Genomic DNA, 21,339 nt, shown 5'->3' with positions numbered 1-21,339 from the left:
CAATAATATGATTTTCATTATCAAAAATAATCTTAGGTACTAATGATTACTGCATGCCGTCGATTGACGCCACGTATTGCTGGTTATCTTGTATAAACAATGACGTTCAAGGGGGTGATAAAGAATTGTGCAATAAAATAGCTATCCCCCTATCATCACAAGATCATAGAGGGATAGGCTAGCTAGCATTCAAGTGATTATTCTTTACTGACTTGTTTAAATAAAAGGCTCGACACCTCACCCTCGCCTTCTGCGGGAGCAGGGTTAGCCCACTCACCAGATGTATCAATCCAGAATGTTTTGACGGAGAAGTACTCACCATCTGATTCTACAATTGACAGATTTTCAGTGGATCCCACATAGTCTTGATGGGTGATCGACAGAAGCAAGCGGCCATCATCAATCTGCCAGTCAAAACCAAACTCCCCGTCTTCGGCATCCACGAAAGCTCCTTTGTTATTAGGATCAAAGCGTATCCGCTCTTCCTCCACATAAACGGGCGCGCCTTGTTCATCCGTACCTTCAGTGTAGAGCAGTGCCCAAGTTGATGACTTGTCATTATTGCCGACCAGCATATCTTCAGTAAACGTCAAGACTTGATCGTCAGTCCTTACCCGACAGTTATCAACGGCTTCATAATAGTCAGCAATACGATTGTAGGCGGCAGGTTGGTCGAGCTCGCTGTTCCAGGGACTATTCCCTTCATTACATTCGGTGATCTCCTTGCCTTCGTATTCACGGAAAACAATGCTCCATACATCTTTTATCCACTGCCCATCTTCTTGGTACACATCATAGATAATGAAACTACTTTGGTCGTCTGAGTACAACAGGTTGGCCAATAGCATGTACTCCGCCGGATTTGAGCTATCCCAAATAACTTTAAGATATCCCTCATCGGTGCGCTCCCAGCTTCGCGTATCATCGACACGACTTTCGCCTGCCCGATAATAATCCACTGAATTATCATTGTTAAACCGATAAGCACGGGTATCGCCGGCACCACGAACACGTACGAACTTGGTATTGACGATTTCAGCTGCATCTTCCTCTGTGACTACATAATGGCCACCGCATGATTGAATTGCATTGGTAAAGTCATCCATTGTTGCACTAGATAGATTAACCTTGCAGCTACGAACGGTAAAATCTTCTGGTCGATTAAATGTAAAACCGGATGACCAAATGTCTTTAAGATCTTGCCCTTCTTCTGTCCACTCACTATATAGCTTGAAGCTAATTCGGGTATTATCCTTACTGACATAGGCAAAATAATCTAAGGCGTTATTTCCATAATCAATAGCGACAATGCCATCTGAATTTATTTCCCAGGTAAATAGGTCATCCGGGTAACCGTTTCTAAAATACCTCCCTGTCCCGTCAGTATTAAAGACCCAGTGACGTAGTTCACCACGGCTATTCATACGGTAGAACTCGGCCCCACCAATGTCAGAAATAGCGACAGTTTCATACTGACAATTCGTGGCACTGGCAACAAAATCTTGATAACTCGGGCTACCTGCCGGCACATCATTCACCTCATCCCAGCCAGTATCGCCTTCGGTACACACAGCGTACTCCTTGACTCCGATGCCTAATTCTATCGCTCTGGCATTTGCCTGTGCCTGATCCAGATAAAACTCACCTAACCAACTGGTCCAGCTATAAGTATTTCCTTCTATTGTATTAAAAGTATCTATTTCAACCATCATCCGCCAATAAGCGTTATACCAATCCCAAGGCTTATCGGTAAACGGTACCGAAATAACAACAGATCCGCTCCCGTTGTCATTGACCAGCCAACCTTCCTTCATTCCATTATCCGTCAACGTAATGTCTAATAACTGATAACGTCCATCTTCGTTGCCCGTTATTACAGAGTTGTTAGTAATGAAGTGCCATGTTACTGGCTGTCCATTTTCATCAATACGGAATGATGATGTTAATATTTTACCGTCATAATTACTCAGGCTGGGCAATTCCGCCGATGTTATCTGAGCTAGCTCATAGTTTTGCGCTCGCAGATCCTCGACCTGACCGGCTAAATCAACTATGTTCTGACTTCCCCACTCAGCGAACCGGTGACCAAGCCATATACCATTGTCCAAACGCTGGAATATTTTATAGTCCTGCCCCATATCGTTAGCCAATACTGTAAAATTTTCGCGATCTTGACCAAAGTAACTATCATCTATCGCAAACATCGCCCAACGGGAGGTCTCAACTGTTTCGGCAGCACTGACTTCGCGGATTTCAGTTTGGTATCGACTAAATAGCATCCCATCAGGGTTCGCATCATTAGTACGTTTCCGGTGGCGACCTTCAGTTTCATCAAGCAAATAGCGTTTGCCAGACTGAACAACCGTTTTTAATCCATCCTGCCAATTAACCTGCCGATTAAGCTCATACCACTGTGGACCTAGCTCTCCGTTTTTTCCCTGAACATAGGTATACTGCGAGTACTCTTCAAAGTCAGTACCATGTGGGTTTGCCCATATTGGGCGCTGATATGCAAAGGTATAATCAAGCCCTTCATTAACGGTAAGCTGGAAACTGGCGTTCGCTGTTCCGTCAGCACTCCAGTCCCGCCACTCTTCGTAACTAGCCAGCAAACCGCTATTGTAAGTAGCTACAGTTTGATATTGATAATCGGGTAAGTATTCTTCGGCTTCAAAATCAAAACCATTCAGCGGGTATTGCTTGACGCTTTTGGTGATCGTTTCTGTGGTATCGACCATCTCACTGGTTACAGTTATGCTCTGAATGATATCAACACCCGTTAGATCCCTAGCATCAATCTGGGCTGCAAGATCAAGGTCATCAAAGTAGCGAGGAGCCTCACCATTATCGCCGCCTGGTTGGGCACTCGCCTCATCACTATAACGCCAAAAGGTTTCACCCTGCAGTGTCCGACGACCACGATCCAACGCTTTTCCCTTAAAGCTCACAAGGCCATCTTGATTGAAATCATATTCCCACACCAATGACCGAGAAAAATCTCCATTTGGATGCAGTACATCAACTTCAGCTTCTTTTCCGAAATAGCGATTGCTACCGGCCATGGTGTATGTCATTGACTCGGAAGTTCGAATATCACCATTATTGAAAGCCTCAACCACAGTGACAGTGCTTGTGTTCACTTCACGTACATCACTGAGCCAATGAATCATCACAGGGCCAGTCTTATGGGCGGTATTTGTTATGTCGGCAACCGATTTTTCAGCATTGTCCGGATAATCATCACTATTATCACCGACATTGTCATTATCTGAGTCAAACCACTCAGTGCTGTCTTCGGGGAATTTATCTGCGAAATTATCGCCATAGTTGTCACCGTCGGAATCGGCCCACTCGGTCGCATCTTCGGGGAACTTATCCGCGATATTATCGCCATAATTATCACCGTCGGTGTCGGCCCACTCGGTCGCATCTTCGGGGAACTTATCCGCGATATTATCACCATAGTTGTCACCGTCGGTATCGGCCCACTCCGTCGCATCTTCGGGGAACTTATCCGCGATATTATCGCCATAATTATCACCGTCGGTATCGGCCCACTCCGTCGCATCTTCGGGGAACTTATCTGCTAGATTATCACCATAGGTATCACCGTCAGCATCGGCCCACTCGGTACTTTCATTAGGGAATTTATCATCAGAATCAGCAACACCATCCTTATCAGAGTCAGAATCTACAACAATAGATTCACTGACAATACGCTCAAAATCATAGTCATCACTGACTTCATCTCCACGGTCACTCTTCAGTACCGTTCCAACCTCATCCCCTTTGGCCAAGACATCAGCAAGTGTATTGGCGATATTATCTTCACTTAGTACATTTTCACTGTTAGGTAAAATTCCTGCCGATACAATCGACTTCGCAGATTGCTGTACTAATTTTACTGCTACGGTATTTATCTGAGGGTTATTATCACCATAGTCTCCCGATATCAGATCAGCATCAATTCCCAGCATACTGGCCACTTCCGTCACAGCTTGCTCGGCAGGTATACCCTCGCTGCGTATCTTCATATCAACCATCGTCGTCAAAGGGCTAACGACATCACTACCTGCCGGAGCCGACATGATGAAGTCCTTATTGACAGTCACACCTGGATTATCTTCATCAATCGTTTCGCCAATAATCGCCTTTACAACAATGGGATATTGCTCTGGATTCTCAATACCACTGACATCTAACTCAGCAAAGCCTTTCTCACCACTTTTTACATTCGGCTCATTAGCATCAAGCTGATAATCCTTATCAAGATCCAGCCAGACAGTTGCTTTGTTAAGATAACCATCAATCGCTGTCACACTCATGGTTGTTTGGGGGTGTGGGGTAGGCTGAGGCGTATCAACGGCAGTATTGCTGCTGTTATCATCGTCGCAGCCAGCTAGCATCAGTAAGGTCCCCAGCCCTACTGCGATAGCAAGTGGATGTCGTTTCATCATACAGTTCCTTGTATCTCTTCTACGAAAAGCCAGTTACAAACACCAATTTTCTGTTCGTGGATACTGGATAAAGCTTACTTATTGATGGTTATAGAACTTACGTTGAATCGCAGCATCCCCCGTTAGGGGGATAAGTTGCCGGGGCAATTGGAAGGAAGAGCCAAATGATGATCTTGCTCAATATATTTAGAAGCTAAAACGTCCGCATATTAGTAAAGCTCAGATAAAAAAAGGGACCTGATTAGGTCCCTTGATTGAATTAAATTTAGTTGAGTGCGATAGCACTAGCCATTACCCAAGTCTTTGAAGATCTTAGCATCTAAAAAACTCGAGCTGCTTGTGCTGTTGTTCTGCCAATCGCGATAACTCCTCACTGGCGCTTGCACTTTGAGTAATTCCAACAACATTCATATTTACCAGTTCAGACATATTCACTACGTTCTGATTTATATTCTGGGTAACCTGAGATTGCTGCTCCGCAGCTGTTGCTACTTCCGTATTCATGTCACCAATCATATCGATTGCATCAGTAATACCGTTAAGAACTTCATTTGCCACACCGGTAAGTTCTTCTGATGTCTGCAGCATCTTCAACGACTCTTGCATACCTTCATTGGCATTAGTTGATTGAAGCTGTAAATCTTCGATAATCGCTTGGATTTCACGGGTTGAATCTTGAGTCCGTGCCGCAAGCATCCTAACCTCATCGGCGACCACGGCAAAACCGCGTCCAGATTCACCAGCCCGTGCAGCTTCAATCGCCGCATTTAAAGCCAGTAAGTTTGTTTGCTCTGAGATTGACTGGATAACTTCAATAACTTTACTGACTTCTTCGGATTTCTCACGCAAATGGGTCACAACCTGAGCCGCCTCAGCCATTTTGACCGAGGTTTCACGGTTTGCTTCTTCGCTTTGCGCAAACACACTCAGACCTTCTTTGACCATTTTGTGACTTTGCTTAGCACAATTATCGGCTTCCGATGCGTTATCGCTTACATTTTCTGCCGTACTCGACAGTTCATTGACCGCCGAGGCAACTTGTTCAATTTCACTCAATTCACTCTGAGCGTTATCTTGCGCAGATACCATTACTTCAGCTAACTCGGTGGATGCAGAAGCCACCTCCTCGCTAATGCGGTTAAGTGAGCCGATTGTTTCGTTCAATTTCATAAGAGTCAGGTTAAGGTCTCCGCTCAACTGGCTGATCTCGTTATCACCCTCTTCATTTATCCGTACCGATAAATCGCCATGGGCTACACGCTTTAATGCATCACGCACAGACATTATCGGATTAACGATAAGTCCTGATAAGTACCACGCTATCATCAAACCCACGCCCACAATAACGGCCATAATAACCATTACACCTTGCATCATCTGGCGATAATCTGACTCAACAAGTTCCAGTTCAATCTTTACATCCCCTTCGATGGCTATTGACAGCTGATCGATGGCTCCAATCAATTCACTACCAACTGCACGAAAACGAGAAGCTAGTCTTTCCTCATCTTCGGTAGTCACATTCCCTGCATTTTTTCGATTAACAAAAGGTTTCAAATCTTGTTCGAGGAAAACCTGATAACGCTTCATTTTATCTCTAATAACACGAGTAGAATTGGCGAGATAATCATTCTGACTTAACTGATCGAGTAAACGGTTATTTTCCTTGAATCCGGTTTGAACAGCACTATCCAAGTTAGCGAGAACAGATTGATCATAGAGGCTATAAATAGCACTAACTCGCACCTGGTAGGTGTTTTTCAATACGTCCAGAGCGATACTCTTTGCAGACAAGGCACTAAACGTCACCTCACTACTTAATGCGCGTTGTTGACGTGACTCCTTGGTCACTACAGCAAAAGCAACTAACATGATCAAGCAGATCAGTAATACAGGTAGCAAAACCTGTTTTCGCACAGATATGTTATTGATATTAAACAGCATGAACTAGCCTATTAAGCTTTGTTTCTATTTCAAAAAGCGTTCGAATTTAGCATGCTCGAGTGCAAAAATATTGATTTTTATCAATCTGTTATAGAGTTCAGCACCGCCAATTAAATGTCAGCAAAAATTAATTTTTGACGCCAATTTATTTTCATTAATATCAACAATTTAAGAATACCAATACATTTACCATGGTTATAATTTATATGAGCGGTTAATACCCTGATACGCTAACCATTGATCCATGTGCTGTATCTTTCAGCAAATCCAACATTGCCTTTTGCTTTATGTTACCGACAAAGGGCGCAGGCTTCGAGCTGTAGACCTGCTGTTGAGTATCTAAAAGATAGATCTGAACTTCCCCACGGCTGCCCCAATAGCTATTCACTAATTTCCTCTCCTGAGCGGTTAAATCCATTAGGCTCTCAGAGCGATAATAGTAAGTTTCTGTCCCAGAAGCTGGCAGATCTGCATGCTGATAGGATTCATTTAGCGTCAAATTAATATCAACATAATTATTGTCACTAAAAACAATTCTCAATAGTCCCATTGAGTATAAGGTTGTATCAGAGCGTCCCCTATTCGATGCAATTACCTCTACTACAAAATAACTATATTGCTGTTCAAACTGTTGTCGAAGTGCAGAAAGTTGTCGCTCAATACTTCGAATATTATTTCTTAATCTATTTTGTTGTTTCTCACTCGCCGAGATAGCATCTGACAAATCTTCTCTTACGTCGAGAAGCAGGTAACGCAGAGCCGTTGTGTTAATCTTTGGTTGATGGAGCTCATCAAATGTAAGCTGTGAATAATTCCGTGTTAATGCCAAAACTTGATCTTCATAGTATTTGGCCTCTATATCATCAATGTAACTGCCCAGGCTCCACAGCCGAAAATCACTGACTCTAAACTCAGTGAGCTTTTTAATTTTGTTTGTCGGATCGATAAACTGACTTAACTCTGAGATGTATTTATCAAGCTGCAATTGCTTGACTGAAATTAATTTAAGCTCACGAGTCGCTTTTTTAAACGCCTTTTCTAAAATTGACAGCTCAAAGCTGGGAGAGATACGTTTGTCTCCACGCCCTCCCAAATCACTGGCTTCATAAAGAAACAACGCCGGTATATAAGGCTCAAGCAACTTCAGCTCCTCCGAGTCAAGGCTGAACTGAACTCCGTCCCTTTGCTTACGCTCTATTTTTACAATCTCAATACTTACGTTAGCTTGCTCAACAACATAATACTGCCATGCCGGGACACTTAAGGCCGTTATAACACCTGACAGAGTCAGCCATACCGCTTTTGACTTAATTGCTAGCCTCTTCCACCAACTGTTAGTTAAATTAGTATCACTCATAAAATGATCAAACCTTTTAGCCTGCACGCAATTTGATTTCGATTGCACTTTATCTAAATAGAATAAGTCTTTTAGAGAGTAACTACTCGGGGGGAATTACGACATGTCACATACCTTTCTAAACCTACAAGCCCCTTTTTATTTGCTGAATTGCATATGAAAAATCCTGACTAGACACTTGCACGGTAAATTTCATCACACCTACAGGCTCACCATTGTTTAAAATCCCCTTTCCTTGATGCCAGGATGGTTGTCCAGCCATGATATTTATTAGTGCCCGCAACCATTCACCATGGCTTACCACAAGCACAGTATCGCCTTGGTGTTTATTCCCAACCTCATATAGCCAGCTCTTGAGCCGCATTTCGAACTGTAGTTCTGATTCAACTCCCGGTACGTCTGTCAAAGGGATTCGATAACGCTGATGATAGGCCCGCCAATATTCCCCACCATCCGCACTGTTTATCACAGTTTTACCTTCTAATATTCCGAAACAACGTTCTCGCAGCCGGGGATCTGTCACGATATGAGTTCCGGAGATATTGGCCACAATGCGGGCAGTTGACTGTGCCCGTCCCAGATCACTACTGTATATCACCGTGTTCTGAAGCTTATTTTTTGGCAAAGCCGAGAGCTGACGTTTGGCCTGAGGCGTTAGCGGACTATCTCGCCAACCTTGAAGTTTACGGGCCAAATTCCATTGTGTCTGACCATGACGGAGTAAAATAAGCTTCATTACCCTGTCGCTTCACCTAGGAAGATTTTTACAACCAGTGTAGGGTTTGACGGAAAATACCAATGGATATACGAGGCTATCAGATTGTTTTTCACCCATACCGGATCAGTTTTACGGCCACGTTGCGTCATAGGCTGAGTCAAAATCTGCTCTTGCGATTGAGTCGTTGAATAATGGAACGTATGTCCGCGTAATATGCCGCTTTTGTTCTTAACAACACTATCTTCATCAAGAATAATCCCTTCATCGTTTGTGATCTCTTGACTGAGGTTCAAATTGAAATCCGTTTCAACCATACCTAGTGCAGCCAGTTTTGGCTGCATCACAGAATCGGCTTCAAGTACGTTACTTAAGGTTGTCGTAATACCGTCTAATGTCGTCAAGGAACGGTTTAGATACAACATCCCACCGCACTCAGCTAAGCAGGGTTTTCCTTGTTCGACATGCTGCTGTATTTGATCTATAAGTATTTGATTTTCTACCAACGCATCAGTTGATAACTCAGGGTAGCCACCCGGTAGGTAAAGCGCATCACAATCTGGCAGACCATCTCCTAGCACTGGTGAAAAAAAGTGCACTTTTGCACCTAGTGATTTCAAGAGATCAATGTTGGCACGATAAATAAAGCTAAATGCCCTATCACGTGCGATTGCTATTGTTTTACCCGCTAATAAAGGCGAAATGGCATCTTCATACACATTCTCGAATGCCACTGGAGGGGGGAGCGAGACCGTACCAAACTCTCCAATCAGATCTGCCGCTCTGTCTAACCGGTGATCCAAATCATCCAGCTCATCAGCTTGCACCAGCCCTAAATGACGTTCTGGTAAAGTGATATCGGTATCTTTTGGCAACCAGCCGCAAAAAGCCAAATTCTCAGGCAAGCTTTCTTGTAACATTTGGGCATGATGAAGCGAGCCAACACGATTGGCGACCACGCCAAACATCTCAACGTCATCTCGATAGTTCACCAAACCATATGCCAGAGCACCAAACGTCTGTGCCATCGCTCCCGCATCAATGACGGCCAGAACCGGAATTCCAAGTCGAGCGGCTATTTCGGCACTTGAACAGTGACCATCGAACATGCCCATGACACCCTCAATAAGGATCAGATCCGCCTCTTTCGCCGCCAGGGCAATTAAAGCTTTGCAATGTTGTTCACCACACATCCAAAAGTCGAGCTGATAGACAGGTTGTTGAGATGCAAACTCCAAAAAACGCGGATCAATAAAATCCGGCCCGGTCTTAAACACCCGAACCCTCTTGCCCTGTAAGTGAAAGTGACGAGCCAATGCTGCGACTACCGTGGTTTTCCCACTGCCTGAAGAAGGGGCTGTAACCACTAATGCCGGACATTGAACTAATGTGTTTTCCATTCTTATTTCCACCTAAAATCTCAAACTCTTTCTATGCTTTTTAAGCAAGAAGAGGTGTGTTACTTATTCCAACCACGGCTTCACAGCAGCATCCAAACTATCGATGATCTGCTGTTGAGATAACCCCCATTGTTCAGCCAACACCAAGCATCCTCCTAACCCACATCCTTCAACGACATAGCCCTGCTCATATAGATGCAACGCCCGATACACGGAACGATTAAAGTCAGTAGTCGATGGCACCACCTCGTAAGCTGAAGGTAGTCTCGACAAAACAGCTTGAGCATCTTTGCCCTCTAACACCCATCGTGTTGTCGCAATTTTCAACTGGTGTCGTACGGCATCAGCTCCAAGCACCAGCAAAGGCGCAACAAACATCATTCCGCCTGCAAGCTTTAGTTCAAGTACCGTGTTGTCACTGCATCGTGTCATCAACAAAGCACAAAGCGCTCGCTGAACAGGATCAGAAGCTTGCTGGTGTTGTAAGAACGGGAGTACCTTGCAAGGAAAGTGGGCAAACTTTCCCGCCAGAAGCGCAAGAACCTGTTCTTTAATCGCCAGCTTATCCGGATCTTTTGTACTTCCGGCCAAAGAGATATTCCATTCCAGCCAATGCCTCAGCCACAAGGTGGCAAATGTTGTCCCTCCAACGCCGCACTCAGCGATAACATGTCCTTCTCCGGCATGTAACTGGCGCGCTAACTCCGGCAATAGCCGCTGTTTAATCAAGCGGGCTTCTTCGCCAAGCGGACAGTGATGACAAACGATGTCATCAAGACTGTTGCCGCTGAAATCAGGCTGTTGTTCAAGCCCTAACTGGTAGCAATGAAGACGAACTTTTAGCCCTTGATTCTGTAACGCTTTAAGCACTCCATGTACCAAAATTGCCGGACTGACAGACTGCGAACCAGCTATAGGTGACGCTGTTAACATCCCGCCCAACGTGCTGTTGGCACGCCCGCACGCAATTAACTCGGCATCCCGTGTCGGTGTTAATTGCATCAGATTTTTCCCAGCGCCGGCATCGCTGACTTTGTGCAACTCGGGAATGGGTGCTACCGCATTAAAGATAACAAAGTTAATCCACTCCACAGCCACCACCGAGCCTACCATTGGCTTTCATTATATTGCCTCACCTGAGAGTCCTTTCAGTGGCATCATTTGATTTGTGCCCTTGGTCCTTGTGTGATGGCTGATAACGCCAATTCAAGCCGTTGCCACTCGGATTCATGCTTCGGCAAACCAAATCGCAATGCGTCCCGCTCATCACACAAACGGGGCAAAATTGCATGCTGACATAGTTGATTGTGAATCAAGGGTGAATCGGGCAAAGCAACCGTCTGAAACAACTCGGTACCGCTGACTTTGACACCAAAGTAATGCGCTAACATCATTCGTAACCGTGATGAGTCCTCAGCTAGTTGTTGGCGCATCTTTTGCTGCCAATGCCTATTGAGCAACGCCTCACGTATGACCCATCGACTAGGACCAGGAATCGTCCACGGCCCCAGCTTATTTGCGATCGAGTCAAGTAAACCCTGATCACCAAAAAGGAAGCCGCCCCGTGCGCCCGCAAGTCCGAAGAACTTACCGACTGAGCGCAAAACGAAAACATTGTCATCAAGAGGATCGTTCAATAGCGATTGCGTAGGTGTGCAATCCATAAATGCCTCATCGACAATCAATATCCCTTGCCGTTGCTTTAGCTGGGTTTGCCATTGCAACAGCGTCTCCTTCGTCACCCTGTAACCAGTCGGGTTATTCGGATTGATAAATACCACAACATCTGCTCGGGACAGCAGTGATGAACTCGGGGCATCATCGTAAAATTCAATTTGCCACTTCGCCCCGTTAGCCCCAAGGTGGCTTTGCCAGGCATGCTGGTGCTCCTTGTAGCCCACCCTTGGTAAGGCAACTACACCGAGACAACCTCGCCGTTCAGCAATAGCAGCAGGCAGCACCATAATGGCAGCCTGCGAGCCTGCCACCGCCAGCAACGACTTATATTCATAATAATCGGCGGCAGCCTGCTCGAGCCCGTCATTGAGCTCAGGTAGCCTGTTCCATATCTCGGTCGGTACTGACGGACAAAGATAAGTATGTGGACTAACTCCAGTTGATAGATCTAGCCACTGTGATACTGGTATCTGGTACTGTTGAGCAAATTTTATTAAGTTACCACCATGTTCTAACATCATTTTCGGCCTGATTATCCCAATCCTAAAAGCAGTAACACCAATACCCAGATCCATGCGCCATGATTGACCAGGCGGTTGGCCTGTGGGATCACCTGATAATCGGCAAGTTCACCGCACCCCATGTAGATTTTCTCGTAACGCCTGCCATGGTAAATAGCAGGGCCGCCAATAGAGGTATTCAACGCACCGGCACCAGCACACATCACCACCCCACCATTGGGACTAGCACACTGAGGCGCTTGGTCTTTCCAGCATTTCATCGCTAATTGCAGATCTCCCTGTATGCCATAAGTCACGGCAGTTAGGCGGGCGGGTAAGTAACCAAGAAAATCGTCCAACTTGGCCGTTGCAAAACCAAAATGACGGTAGCGCTCATTCTTATAGCCCCACATCGCGTCTAGGGTATTTGCCAGCCGAAAAAGTAGTGCTCCCGGAGCACCTGCCACGACAAACCAAAATATCGCCCCGAATACGGCATCGTTGCCGTTTTCCAGTACGGATTCAACCGTCGCCGAGGTTATCTGAGTCGAATCCATTGAGGCAGTTTCACGGCTGACGATTAAACTGATTTTTTCACGCGCCAAAGCGATATCCCCTGCTTTTAACGGGCGATAGATCTCGCTAGCATGAAAAACCAAGCTATTTCCACCGATGGTCAAATAGAGCACGACCACATTGGCCGTCAACCAAAGCCACGGGGAATAATGAGACAACCATTGCAGTAACAGACAGGTCAATATGACGATGGGCAGTACCGCCAAGACCCATGCCACTATTCCTGCCTTTTGAAGTCCAGCCTTTCGAAATTGTTGAAGTGAAGCTGAAGGTGTCAAGTTACGACAAAGCGTCTCAACCCGGCTTGCCCAATGACCGAAACCAACCAGTGGATGAAAGCGGCTAGGCTCACCAAAGATGCAATCCATCAAGAGTGCCGCAGCAACCGATGCAGCTACCATTAAGAACCCGGTTTCAGCTGGCAATAGCAACCCGTCAAACCACATCCATCACCTCATGTTTTCCACGAAGCTTTGCTTCCAAGGTTGCAAGAGTCAACTGGCCGTTGGGTAAAGTATCAGCCCAATTTTGTGCCTCCTCGTTCAATGCAACGATCGTGGCCTGCTGCAAGCCTGAATGTTGGAGAAGCAAAGATTTCGCCTGAGCAATATCATCCACCAGCAGCCAGTCAATTGCCGGTAACTGAAAGCGAAAAAGCGGATATCGCCGAGACCCAAGATAGCGATATACACCATGACAGGCGGACTGACGTTCTGCACCCGCAGGGACAGATAACACGGCACAGTTATATAGTCCCGCCTCCGGAGTAACGTCGGCAACAATTCCTACTTGCTTTAACGCCTGTGCAGCTTCTGTATTCTCGGCACTAATTGGCATCGAGAAACGGCGTACATCCCATTGGTTGTCAATCAGCCCCTGCCACCACAATTTCACCGCAGCAGCATCGGCAAATAACAGCGCGGAAAACTGGCACAGCTCGCTTAACAAAGACAGGTCAACAAAGCTGTCCAACTGTGGCGAAGGCGCATTGAAAATTTCGGCTCCCGAAGATTTCAGTAGGTCAGCATTAGAATAATGGCCACATAACAACACACGCCCACCGGATAACGGTAATAAATGACGCCACTCCAGTTCATCAGCCTGTGTCACTACATCGCCCATTACGACCAGTGCAGGCTCATGATTATCAAGTGCAAGCACCTGCTCGCCAATGGTCGCTAAACTCCCCTTGGTAACGATATGACTCGCACAGGTTGCCGAAGATATATGCGCAACGGGTGTGGTCGGGCAACGCCCCTGTTCTATCAATCTTTCGGCATGCTGCGCGAGTTTCTTTGCCCCCATATAAAGCACAAGCGTCCCGCTTGACTGCCCTAATGCTGCCCAGGAAGACAGCGATGCTGAACCTTGGTGACCACTGGCAAACGTAACATCGGAAGCGATACCGGCGCTGGTCAAGGGAAAGCCCGAATATGCCGCCGCTCCCAGAGCAGCGGTTATGCCCGGAACAATTTCATAATCAATACCGTGTTCTTTCAAGGTGCGGCACTCTTCAGTTATCCGCCCGAAAATACACGGATCACCCGCTTTCAAACGCAGCACCTGCTTGCCTTCTAGGGCAAACTGAATAACATCGGGGTGCATGCCGTAATCAATATGGCAATGGCGATAGCCTCGGTAACCAACCTCAAACAGCTGGACATGATCCGGTATGCACGACAGAATCGCCGGACTGACTAGCTTGTCGTAACACACCACATCACAGTGATGCATTAAGCCAAATGCACGCCGCGTTAATAAATCAGGATCGCCCGGCCCCGCCCCGACAAGAAAAACCTTACCCTTGCTCATTAGGGTGCTCCGGTATCGCTGGTTGGTCAGCTGACACTATTTCATTATTACTTTCATTATCACATTCATCACTTACTACTGTTGCTTTGCGGCAGGCATGTGAAAAGGTCGGATCATAGAGTTTCGAATCAGCAAACTCTTCGATGGCAAACACTTTGCTGATTATGATCATTGCTGTTGAACGGATACCTGCCTGATGCATTTTCTCCGCGATATCGGCAAGAGTTCCGCGAATAATTCGCTGCTCTGGATGTGATGCTTTTTCAACGACTACAACAGGCCAAGTTACCGGGTAAACATCTTCGAGCTCTCGCACAACTTTGCGTATAAGCGTTGCACTCAGGAACAGACACAAAGTTGCTTCGTGAGCTGCCAGCGATTTTAAGTTTTCCTTCTCAGGTACCGGTGTACGGCCTGATGCACGGCTTAGGATTATCGTCTGGCACTGCTCTGGAATCGTCAGCTCCTGGCTGAGTGCAGCCGCTGCCGCCTGAAACGAAGACACACCGGGTATAACCTTCCAATCAATTCCCAAAGCTTTCAAGCGGCGGGTTTGCTCTGCAAGCGAAGAGTAGATAGACAGATCACCAGTTTGCACACGCGCAACATCCTGCCCCTGTTCAAAGGCATTCACATACACCTGAGTTATCTCATTGAGATCCATATCGGCAGAATTCAGTACTAACGCATCAGGCCGTGCCCTATCAATCACTGCCTTGGGGACTAGGCTGCCGGTATAAAGCACAACGGGACAAGACTCGACCAATTTCGCCCCTTTTACCGTGATCAAATCAGGATCACCCGGGCCTGCACCAATAAAATACACTGTCATTTTTTATTCCCGTTCTTCTCTATTTGAGGTCTCGGTTGCAAGCGCATGACCGCGCTTTTGTCCCGGCAAAGTAACACCATCGTCCAGTTGATACTTGTTACGATAACCACGAGGCGTCACAATCCAGTCGTGATACTGGAAACTGCTGCTATTACCCACAATGACCGCAGCATTCATGCCAAAATCCAGATCGGTAAACTGCGCTAGCGTTGTCAGCGCTACATGCTGATCATCACGATAAGCGGCATTAACCACAGCGACAGGCGTCGCCGGCTCACGGTATTGCAGTAAAATTCGCTGCGCACTTTCGATATGACTTTTGCGTTTCCGCGAACGGGGGTTATAAAACGTGATTGCAAAATCTGCATCCGCCGCCGCATGGATCCGTTTTTCAATCACCGGCCAAGGCGTAAGCAAATCTGATAGTGAAATCGTACAGCTATCATGGCCAAGCGGCGCCCCAACCAAAGAAGCGCAAGCATTGGCCGCAGTAATACCCGGAATGATATCAATGGCCGGTCCCTGCTCAGCATTCCACCCTTGTTCAGTCAGCAGTTCCAAGACCAACGGAGCCATCGCGTACATACCCGCATCGCCCGAGCAGACTAATACGACGTTACGTCCGGCCTTCGCCTGCTCAACGGCCGCAGCGGCTCTGTCCCACTCTCGAGTCATTCCGCTTTGTATCACATCTTGCTTATCGATTAGCTCTTGAATTAAATCGACATACGCCCGATATCCGGCAACAACATCAGCATCTATAATGGCCTGCCGAGCGCGTAGTGACATCAAATCCAAGCTACCGGGACCGAGTCCTACCAGTGTTAATTTAGCCACTGCACACCTCTGATTCAGGCGTTCGCAAACGTACAAGCCCCTCAGTAATTTGCTGTTCAACTACCGCTATCAGATCAGGGAAGTCAAGCAAACAAAACTTATCACCATTAATAGGCTCGGCTACCGATACATCAAAGTTAGGTTCCAGATTTTGCTTAATCTCAGCCAAGTCATTAACAAAATGGTTGCCCGAGACAAGCAACAGTGGGATTAAGCGCAATCGTGGCCGAACGTTATGCTCATCCATAGAAAGCTGTGTATTTTTAGCTACTTGTAGCATTTCTTGAGTTAATGAATCAGCAATCAGACGGTAAGGCCATGCCCCTTCTAATGAGCAGGTAAAATTTTTCGCCGATAGCTTCGACAGCAAACTGTCACAATAATGGATTGCCTGATGCCCGGGGTTGTCCAGTAACGGTGCGCCATGGTGGATAAAAAGATTCACATCACTGTCATTAGCAAAGCGCGCATTCAACGCCGCCAATATTGCACTGGTGTGCGAGGTGTGATGCATAATTGCCGGAGTATATTCAATGCTGGCCAACGAGAACTGGCGGAAACCTTGTACCATATTAGATAACTGCAAATGTTCATCAGTCGGAAATAGATAGCACGAAACCACTAAGATACGCTGAAATCCTTCCATATCCAGATCAGCCAAAACCTGTGGCAAACTTTGAAATTGCTCTCCCTGTTGAGCCAGTTTTTTTATCACCATTTTTGAACTGAAGGCAATCTCTACGTTACAGTTCGGATAGCGTTCTGCAATACGCTGCTGTAAAGCAATATAACGTTGCTGCTCAACTACCGAGCCAAAGCAACTTAAGACAATTGCCGTCCCTTTGTTGTGATGTCTTAATCGTTTCATTGTTGTGCTAATCCTTGTGTTCCAGAAATAATATTGTCTTCAGAGCCCGTCTCGGGATAGTCAATCGCGGCAAAGAATTCTGGATCCAAGACTGAATTCAGTGACACTCGTCCGGCCAATGCCGTAAACAGTTCTCGCCATTGGGTCATGGTTAAGTTCTCTATATTGCGTAACCAGCAGCCGTTATTTACCGGTGTTTCATGGCTAGCTAGCCGCTCATAAATCACCAACGTGGCACGATTTCGACATGCACCAGCACATAGAGTGCGGCTAATTTTGATCCGGTTATCACCGCTGGCAAGGTTCATTTCCTTGAGCATGGCGCGCAGATCGTGAGTGAGGTTTTTACTGCCTTCCTTGCTACAACGCGCCCCTTCACATAACAATAAATGATGACGGTGATAAAGCATGGGCCGGTTTAAGTCGATATGTTTGGGCTTACATTGATAGCCTTTTACTACTTCACTACCATGGGCATTGATTTTTACCTGTTGCCCTAACCAGTTTTTCCAATTGTGTTTTGAAAGGGCTTCTTCTTTCTCGATGCGACAACATGCCAGCGTCATGTTGTAACCGTCTTGCTTGAATTTCCATTTTGCAGCAAGCAACTTATTGGTCTGGCTTTTCTTCAACGCAGCCGCTTCTGCAACCGAAGCCACACCAGTGATCTTCTCGACATAAGCCGAAGGGTTCTCAATACCTTCTACAGTGCTTAACTGCTCGGCAGAATAGGTAACAAAAGGCCATTGTTGCTGTTTAGAGTACGCCAACAAACCTTCTTCATCTGCTTTAAGAGCAATACTGGCTATGGCCGTTACGCTGTCAGAAGAAAGGTTATTTTCCGTCAGAAAAGTCTCCACTCCGGCTCGTATCGTCGATAACGGCGTATTACGGTCGCACCCGATGCCAAGCACCAAAGATTTAGGACGCCACAATACAGCTTTATGTTGCCAAGACTGATAATAGTCTGGTTTATCCAAGTCACTAATCAGCACCAAGCCCTGCCACTGATCGCTATCAATGCCAACAAGTTCGCCATGGCAATAGATGTGCTTTGGCATAGTACGTTTATACGGCCACCAATTCTTCTCGCCAGCTTGCTGCACCACCAATACTGGTTGTTCATTGACAACGGCGGCAGACACCGAGGTAATTGCTGCTTCACACTGTGGATCCAACGTCCAACCAAATGTAGCCCCCATCATATCGACCGACAATGTATTCGCGACATCAGATGCAGTTGTAACCACAGGCATGGCTTTTAGTATTTGCGCGACCCGTTGAGCCATAGCATTCGCACCGCCGCGATGACCTGATAACATCGGTATTGCGAACTGACCTTGATCATCGACACAGATCACCGCGGGGTCATGACGCTTATCTTGCAGCAACGGCGCGATAATTCGGCTGACAATACCAGTTGCGAAGAGACAAATATGGCAATCATAATGATGAAAGTCAGGTGCAATGAACTGTGCCAGCGGCAAAGTCAGCAACGACGCTGACGGACATTGCTCGGCCCCGACTTCGGTAACGAATACATCAGCAAAGGGCAACTCTCGATGCAGGCGCTGCGCTTGCTTTGCACCATTGAGAGTAATGGCATGAATGGCTATTTTCATACAGCACTCACCTTTACCAATCCTCTTTCGCGATTGGGCAGGCTCCCCCTCAAAATACCGCGGCGACTACGGATAGACAGCTGGACCATTGAAAAGTAACGATGCCCGGCAGGTACATCTCGCAAATCATGATAGATCTCTTGCTTATCCATCGTGGCGTGAGAGACATAGGTAGCACATTCAAGTAACCCCATATCCTCAAGCATCGCAGTCAGTTCTGGGATTACTCGCCCAGCCTTGATCAGCATAATGGTGTCGAACTCAACCACAAGGCGCGTAAGACATTCCATGCCATACGTTGCCGGCACCACACAGAAGCGCTCCTGACCATCTGCCAACGGGATTTTAGTCTGAGACGGAATGGCCGTAATCGATGTGATACCCGGGACAATTTCAGGCTCCAGATGCGGCATAATGTCACTGAGTTCTTCTTGTATATAAGCCCAAGTGCTGAAAACAGACGGATCACCCTCTGTCACAAACACCACCCGTTTACCGGCAGCGACAAAGTTCGCAATTTTCTGCGCGGCTCTACGCCATGCAGGAACATTAACCGAGGCATCTCGAGTCATTGGAAAATGTAAAAAACAGCACTCTGCGGTTAGATCCTTTTCCGGTACCGCTCCGGTTACAATCTGCCAGGCAAAAGAGTCGGCTTTTCCTAAGGTTTTCTCCGGGATCGCAATCACATCTGCCTGTTGAAGCAAACGAACGGCTTTTAGGGTAAGGAGTTCACTGTCTCCGGTACCCACACCGACAGCAAAAAGTTCACCTGCGGAATTGTTATTCATTGTTATTACCTTGTTGAGTCGCTGACTTGTCAAAAATAAAAAGATGGATCGGATTTTCAGCTTGATATCGGGTGTAGTGTGCTAATGGCACGCCTTGTGAAACGGCTGCAAGCTGTACCTTTGGGTTGAGCAGATTTTGCTTGCTCCATTGATGGATTTCGACAACCGAATCAATAGTGACAGCTGTAACAACAAGCACACCTTGACCTACCAGCTGCTGCCAGCAATACGACAGAATATCGGCCATTGAGCCCCGGGTTCCACCGACAAATACGGCATCAGGTGCAGGCAATTCGGCCAATGCCTCGGGGGCTCTGCCTTTGACAAGAGTGACGTTGTCAGTACCATGAGCGGCTATATTGGCCTCGATGGCGGGATAACAAGCGTCATTGCATTCCGTCGTGAACACTTTTCCCTGCCAACTCTGCTTGGCAGCTTCGATTGCAATAGATCCGGATCCTGTACCGATATCCCACACTGTTGCAGCAGGACGAAGCTTCATTTCAGCCAGGGCTAGATGACGGATCGGTTGCTTGGTAATTAACCCCCGCTGCGGCATTCGCTTCTCAAACGCATCGTCATCGGCAAACTGCCCATGCTCGCCCCAGAAATTAGGCGTAGTTCGTTTGGCAATCACCACATTCAATGGATCAAAGTCTTCGCAGGTCAATTCGGCCAACTCATTTATACGATAGTGAGTAATGCGCTCCGTTGGTGCCCCAAGTTGCTCGCAGACACTTAACTGCCAAGATGTTTCGCCATAATGTAATAAATGCTGTGCAATCGCCGGTGGCGTATTGGTGCTGTCTGTCAGTAACGCGAAAAGGTCACCATGCTGTAGCTGACAAACCAACCCGGACATTCCCCGTCCATGCAATGACAGACAGCGTGCGTCCTGCCAAGGCAATGCCAAACGTGAAAACGCCAATTGCATAGAAGAAGGCGATGGAATGAAACACAACTCACGCTGATCAAGATATTTAATCAAAGTACTGCCGATGCCATAAAACAGCGGATCACCGGAGGCCAGTACCACAACGTCCCCTTCTTCGCTCTCATCAATAAGCTGGTTTAACCAAGGTCTAAACCCTTCACTCATCGACAGCAATGTCCCCTTAAACTGAGGAAACCAACGTAGTAAACGGGGATGTCCGGCAAGTACCCGAGCCTGAGCTACGGCATTCACCGCTCGGCTGGTTAGACTCGTGCAGCCATCTTCCGGTACGCCAACAATCGTTATGGCTGCTTTCATACAGACTCCGTCAGCAAGGCATGAATCGTAGAGACCACCAGAGGACTGCCTCCCTTTCGCCCAAGACTGGCGATATAAGGCACTGCACTTTGTTCAGTCAATGCCTGCTTGGACTCCTCTGCCTTAACAAACCCCACCGGAATACCTACAATCAGCGCTGGCTTGGCTTCATTGGCAGCAACCATTCTCAACACTTCGAATAGTGCTGTCGGCGCATTGCCTACACCCACTATCGCACCGTCTAACAGCCCAAGATCTCTGGCATGGCGCATGGCCCAAATTGCTCGTGTTTCGCCTACTTTTTTAGCAACCTCAATAACTTTGCTATAGCTAATAAAGCAGTGAGGCTGGTTACCATAAACGGATAGTCGCTGCTGGCTCAGACCGCTTTTGATCATGGTGACATCTGTAATAATCGGGGCACCGGCTTTTAGCGCCTCAATCCCCGCAGTTGTCGCTCCGTCACTAAATCGAAATAAGTCAGCAAACTCGAAATCGCCCGTGGTATGTATCGCTCGGCGTACTACCGTCCACTGAGCGGGGCTAAAATCATGCCCACCATGAATCTGCTCGATTTCACGGTCGATAATGTCAAAGGAACCTTCTTCTATCTGGCGGCCTTGCTGGGTCATTTGCTGCATATCTGTCATTGCGGCAGTCCTTGTTATTTGTATTCTGTTAGTTGAGCAAAATGTCTAT

The 21,339-nt window shown here is 46.8% G+C and carries 16 protein-coding genes; all 16 read right to left on the bottom strand.

Features of this window, described 5'->3' with window-relative positions; all coding sequences use genetic code 11:
- Nucleotides 1–197 precede the first annotated feature (197 nt).
- The 16 genes from EDI28_RS13625 to EDI28_RS13550 all read right to left on the bottom strand — a co-directional run bounded on the left by EDI28_RS13625 (nucleotide 198) and on the right by EDI28_RS13550 (nucleotide 21,290).
- Nucleotides 198–4,457, bottom strand: a complete 4,260-nt coding sequence (locus EDI28_RS13625; protein WP_128784436.1) for a hypothetical protein — start codon at nucleotides 4,455–4,457, stop codon at nucleotides 198–200.
- A gap of 312 nt (nucleotides 4,458–4,769) precedes the next feature.
- A complete protein-coding gene (locus EDI28_RS13620; protein ID WP_128784435.1) occupies nucleotides 4,770–6,401 on the bottom strand; it encodes a methyl-accepting chemotaxis protein in 1,632 nt (543 codons plus the stop codon).
- 214 nt (nucleotides 6,402–6,615) lie between these two features.
- Nucleotides 6,616–7,758, bottom strand: coding sequence for a hypothetical protein (locus tag EDI28_RS13615; protein WP_128784434.1), 1,143 nt, complete (start codon nucleotides 7,756–7,758; stop codon nucleotides 6,616–6,618).
- Between the two features lie 124 nt (nucleotides 7,759–7,882).
- Nucleotides 7,883–8,494 carry a histidine phosphatase family protein gene (locus EDI28_RS13610; RefSeq protein ID WP_128784433.1) on the bottom strand — a complete coding sequence of 204 codons (612 nt, stop codon included), beginning with the start codon at nucleotides 8,492–8,494 and terminating at the stop codon, nucleotides 7,883–7,885.
- Nucleotides 8,494–9,873 (bottom strand): cobyrinic acid a,c-diamide synthase CobB, encoded by a 1,380-nt coding sequence (locus EDI28_RS13605; protein ID WP_128784432.1) that lies wholly within the window; start codon nucleotides 9,871–9,873, stop codon nucleotides 8,494–8,496. The genes EDI28_RS13610 and EDI28_RS13605 overlap by 1 nt, the downstream gene beginning before the upstream one ends.
- Before the next feature lie 63 nt (nucleotides 9,874–9,936).
- Nucleotides 9,937–10,986 carry a nicotinate-nucleotide--dimethylbenzimidazole phosphoribosyltransferase family protein gene (locus EDI28_RS13600; RefSeq protein ID WP_128784431.1) on the bottom strand — a complete coding sequence of 350 codons (1,050 nt, stop codon included), beginning with the start codon at nucleotides 10,984–10,986 and terminating at the stop codon, nucleotides 9,937–9,939.
- A 44-nt stretch (nucleotides 10,987–11,030) separates the two neighbouring features.
- Nucleotides 11,031–12,071: a threonine-phosphate decarboxylase CobD gene (cobD, locus tag EDI28_RS13595; protein ID WP_164918555.1), complete on the bottom strand. Its 1,041-nt coding sequence runs from the start codon at nucleotides 12,069–12,071 to the stop codon at nucleotides 11,031–11,033.
- Between the two features lie 11 nt (nucleotides 12,072–12,082).
- Entirely contained in the window at nucleotides 12,083–13,072 is a 990-nt protein-coding gene (gene cbiB / locus EDI28_RS13590; RefSeq protein WP_128784429.1) for an adenosylcobinamide-phosphate synthase CbiB, read from the bottom strand.
- Nucleotides 13,062–14,438, bottom strand: coding sequence for a uroporphyrinogen-III C-methyltransferase (gene cobA, locus EDI28_RS13585; RefSeq protein ID WP_128784428.1), 1,377 nt, complete (start codon nucleotides 14,436–14,438; stop codon nucleotides 13,062–13,064). Before cobA ends, cbiB begins: the two co-directional genes overlap by 11 nt.
- A complete protein-coding gene (gene cobM / locus EDI28_RS13580; RefSeq protein WP_128784427.1) occupies nucleotides 14,425–15,270 on the bottom strand; it encodes a precorrin-4 C(11)-methyltransferase in 846 nt (281 codons plus the stop codon). Before cobM ends, cobA begins: the two co-directional genes overlap by 14 nt.
- A 3-nt stretch (nucleotides 15,271–15,273) precedes the next feature.
- Nucleotides 15,274–16,107, bottom strand: coding sequence for a precorrin-3B C(17)-methyltransferase (cobJ, locus tag EDI28_RS13575; protein WP_128784426.1), 834 nt, complete (start codon nucleotides 16,105–16,107; stop codon nucleotides 15,274–15,276).
- A complete protein-coding gene (locus tag EDI28_RS13570; protein ID WP_128784425.1) occupies nucleotides 16,100–16,975 on the bottom strand; it encodes a sirohydrochlorin cobaltochelatase in 876 nt (291 codons plus the stop codon). The genes cobJ and EDI28_RS13570 overlap by 8 nt, the downstream gene beginning before the upstream one ends.
- A complete protein-coding gene (locus EDI28_RS13565; protein ID WP_128784424.1) occupies nucleotides 16,972–18,597 on the bottom strand; it encodes a cobalamin biosynthesis protein in 1,626 nt (541 codons plus the stop codon). Before EDI28_RS13565 ends, EDI28_RS13570 begins: the two co-directional genes overlap by 4 nt.
- The gene (gene cobI, locus EDI28_RS13560; protein WP_128784423.1) at nucleotides 18,594–19,388 is read right to left on the bottom strand and encodes a precorrin-2 C(20)-methyltransferase; all 795 of its coding nucleotides are present in this window, start codon (nucleotides 19,386–19,388) and stop codon (nucleotides 18,594–18,596) included. The genes EDI28_RS13565 and cobI overlap by 4 nt, the downstream gene beginning before the upstream one ends.
- Nucleotides 19,381–20,640, bottom strand: coding sequence for a precorrin-6y C5,15-methyltransferase (decarboxylating) subunit CbiE (cbiE, locus tag EDI28_RS13555; protein WP_128784422.1), 1,260 nt, complete (start codon nucleotides 20,638–20,640; stop codon nucleotides 19,381–19,383). Before cbiE ends, cobI begins: the two co-directional genes overlap by 8 nt.
- Nucleotides 20,637–21,290, bottom strand: a complete 654-nt coding sequence (locus EDI28_RS13550; RefSeq protein WP_128784421.1) for a precorrin-8X methylmutase — start codon at nucleotides 21,288–21,290, stop codon at nucleotides 20,637–20,639. Before EDI28_RS13550 ends, cbiE begins: the two co-directional genes overlap by 4 nt.
- Nucleotides 21,291–21,339 lie beyond the last annotated feature (49 nt).

The sequence above is a fragment of the Photobacterium chitinilyticum genome, from assembly GCF_004104355.1.
GTDB lineage: Bacteria > Pseudomonadota > Gammaproteobacteria > Enterobacterales > Vibrionaceae > Photobacterium > Photobacterium chitinilyticum.
This window is presented reverse-complemented; position numbering and strand designations above follow the sequence as displayed.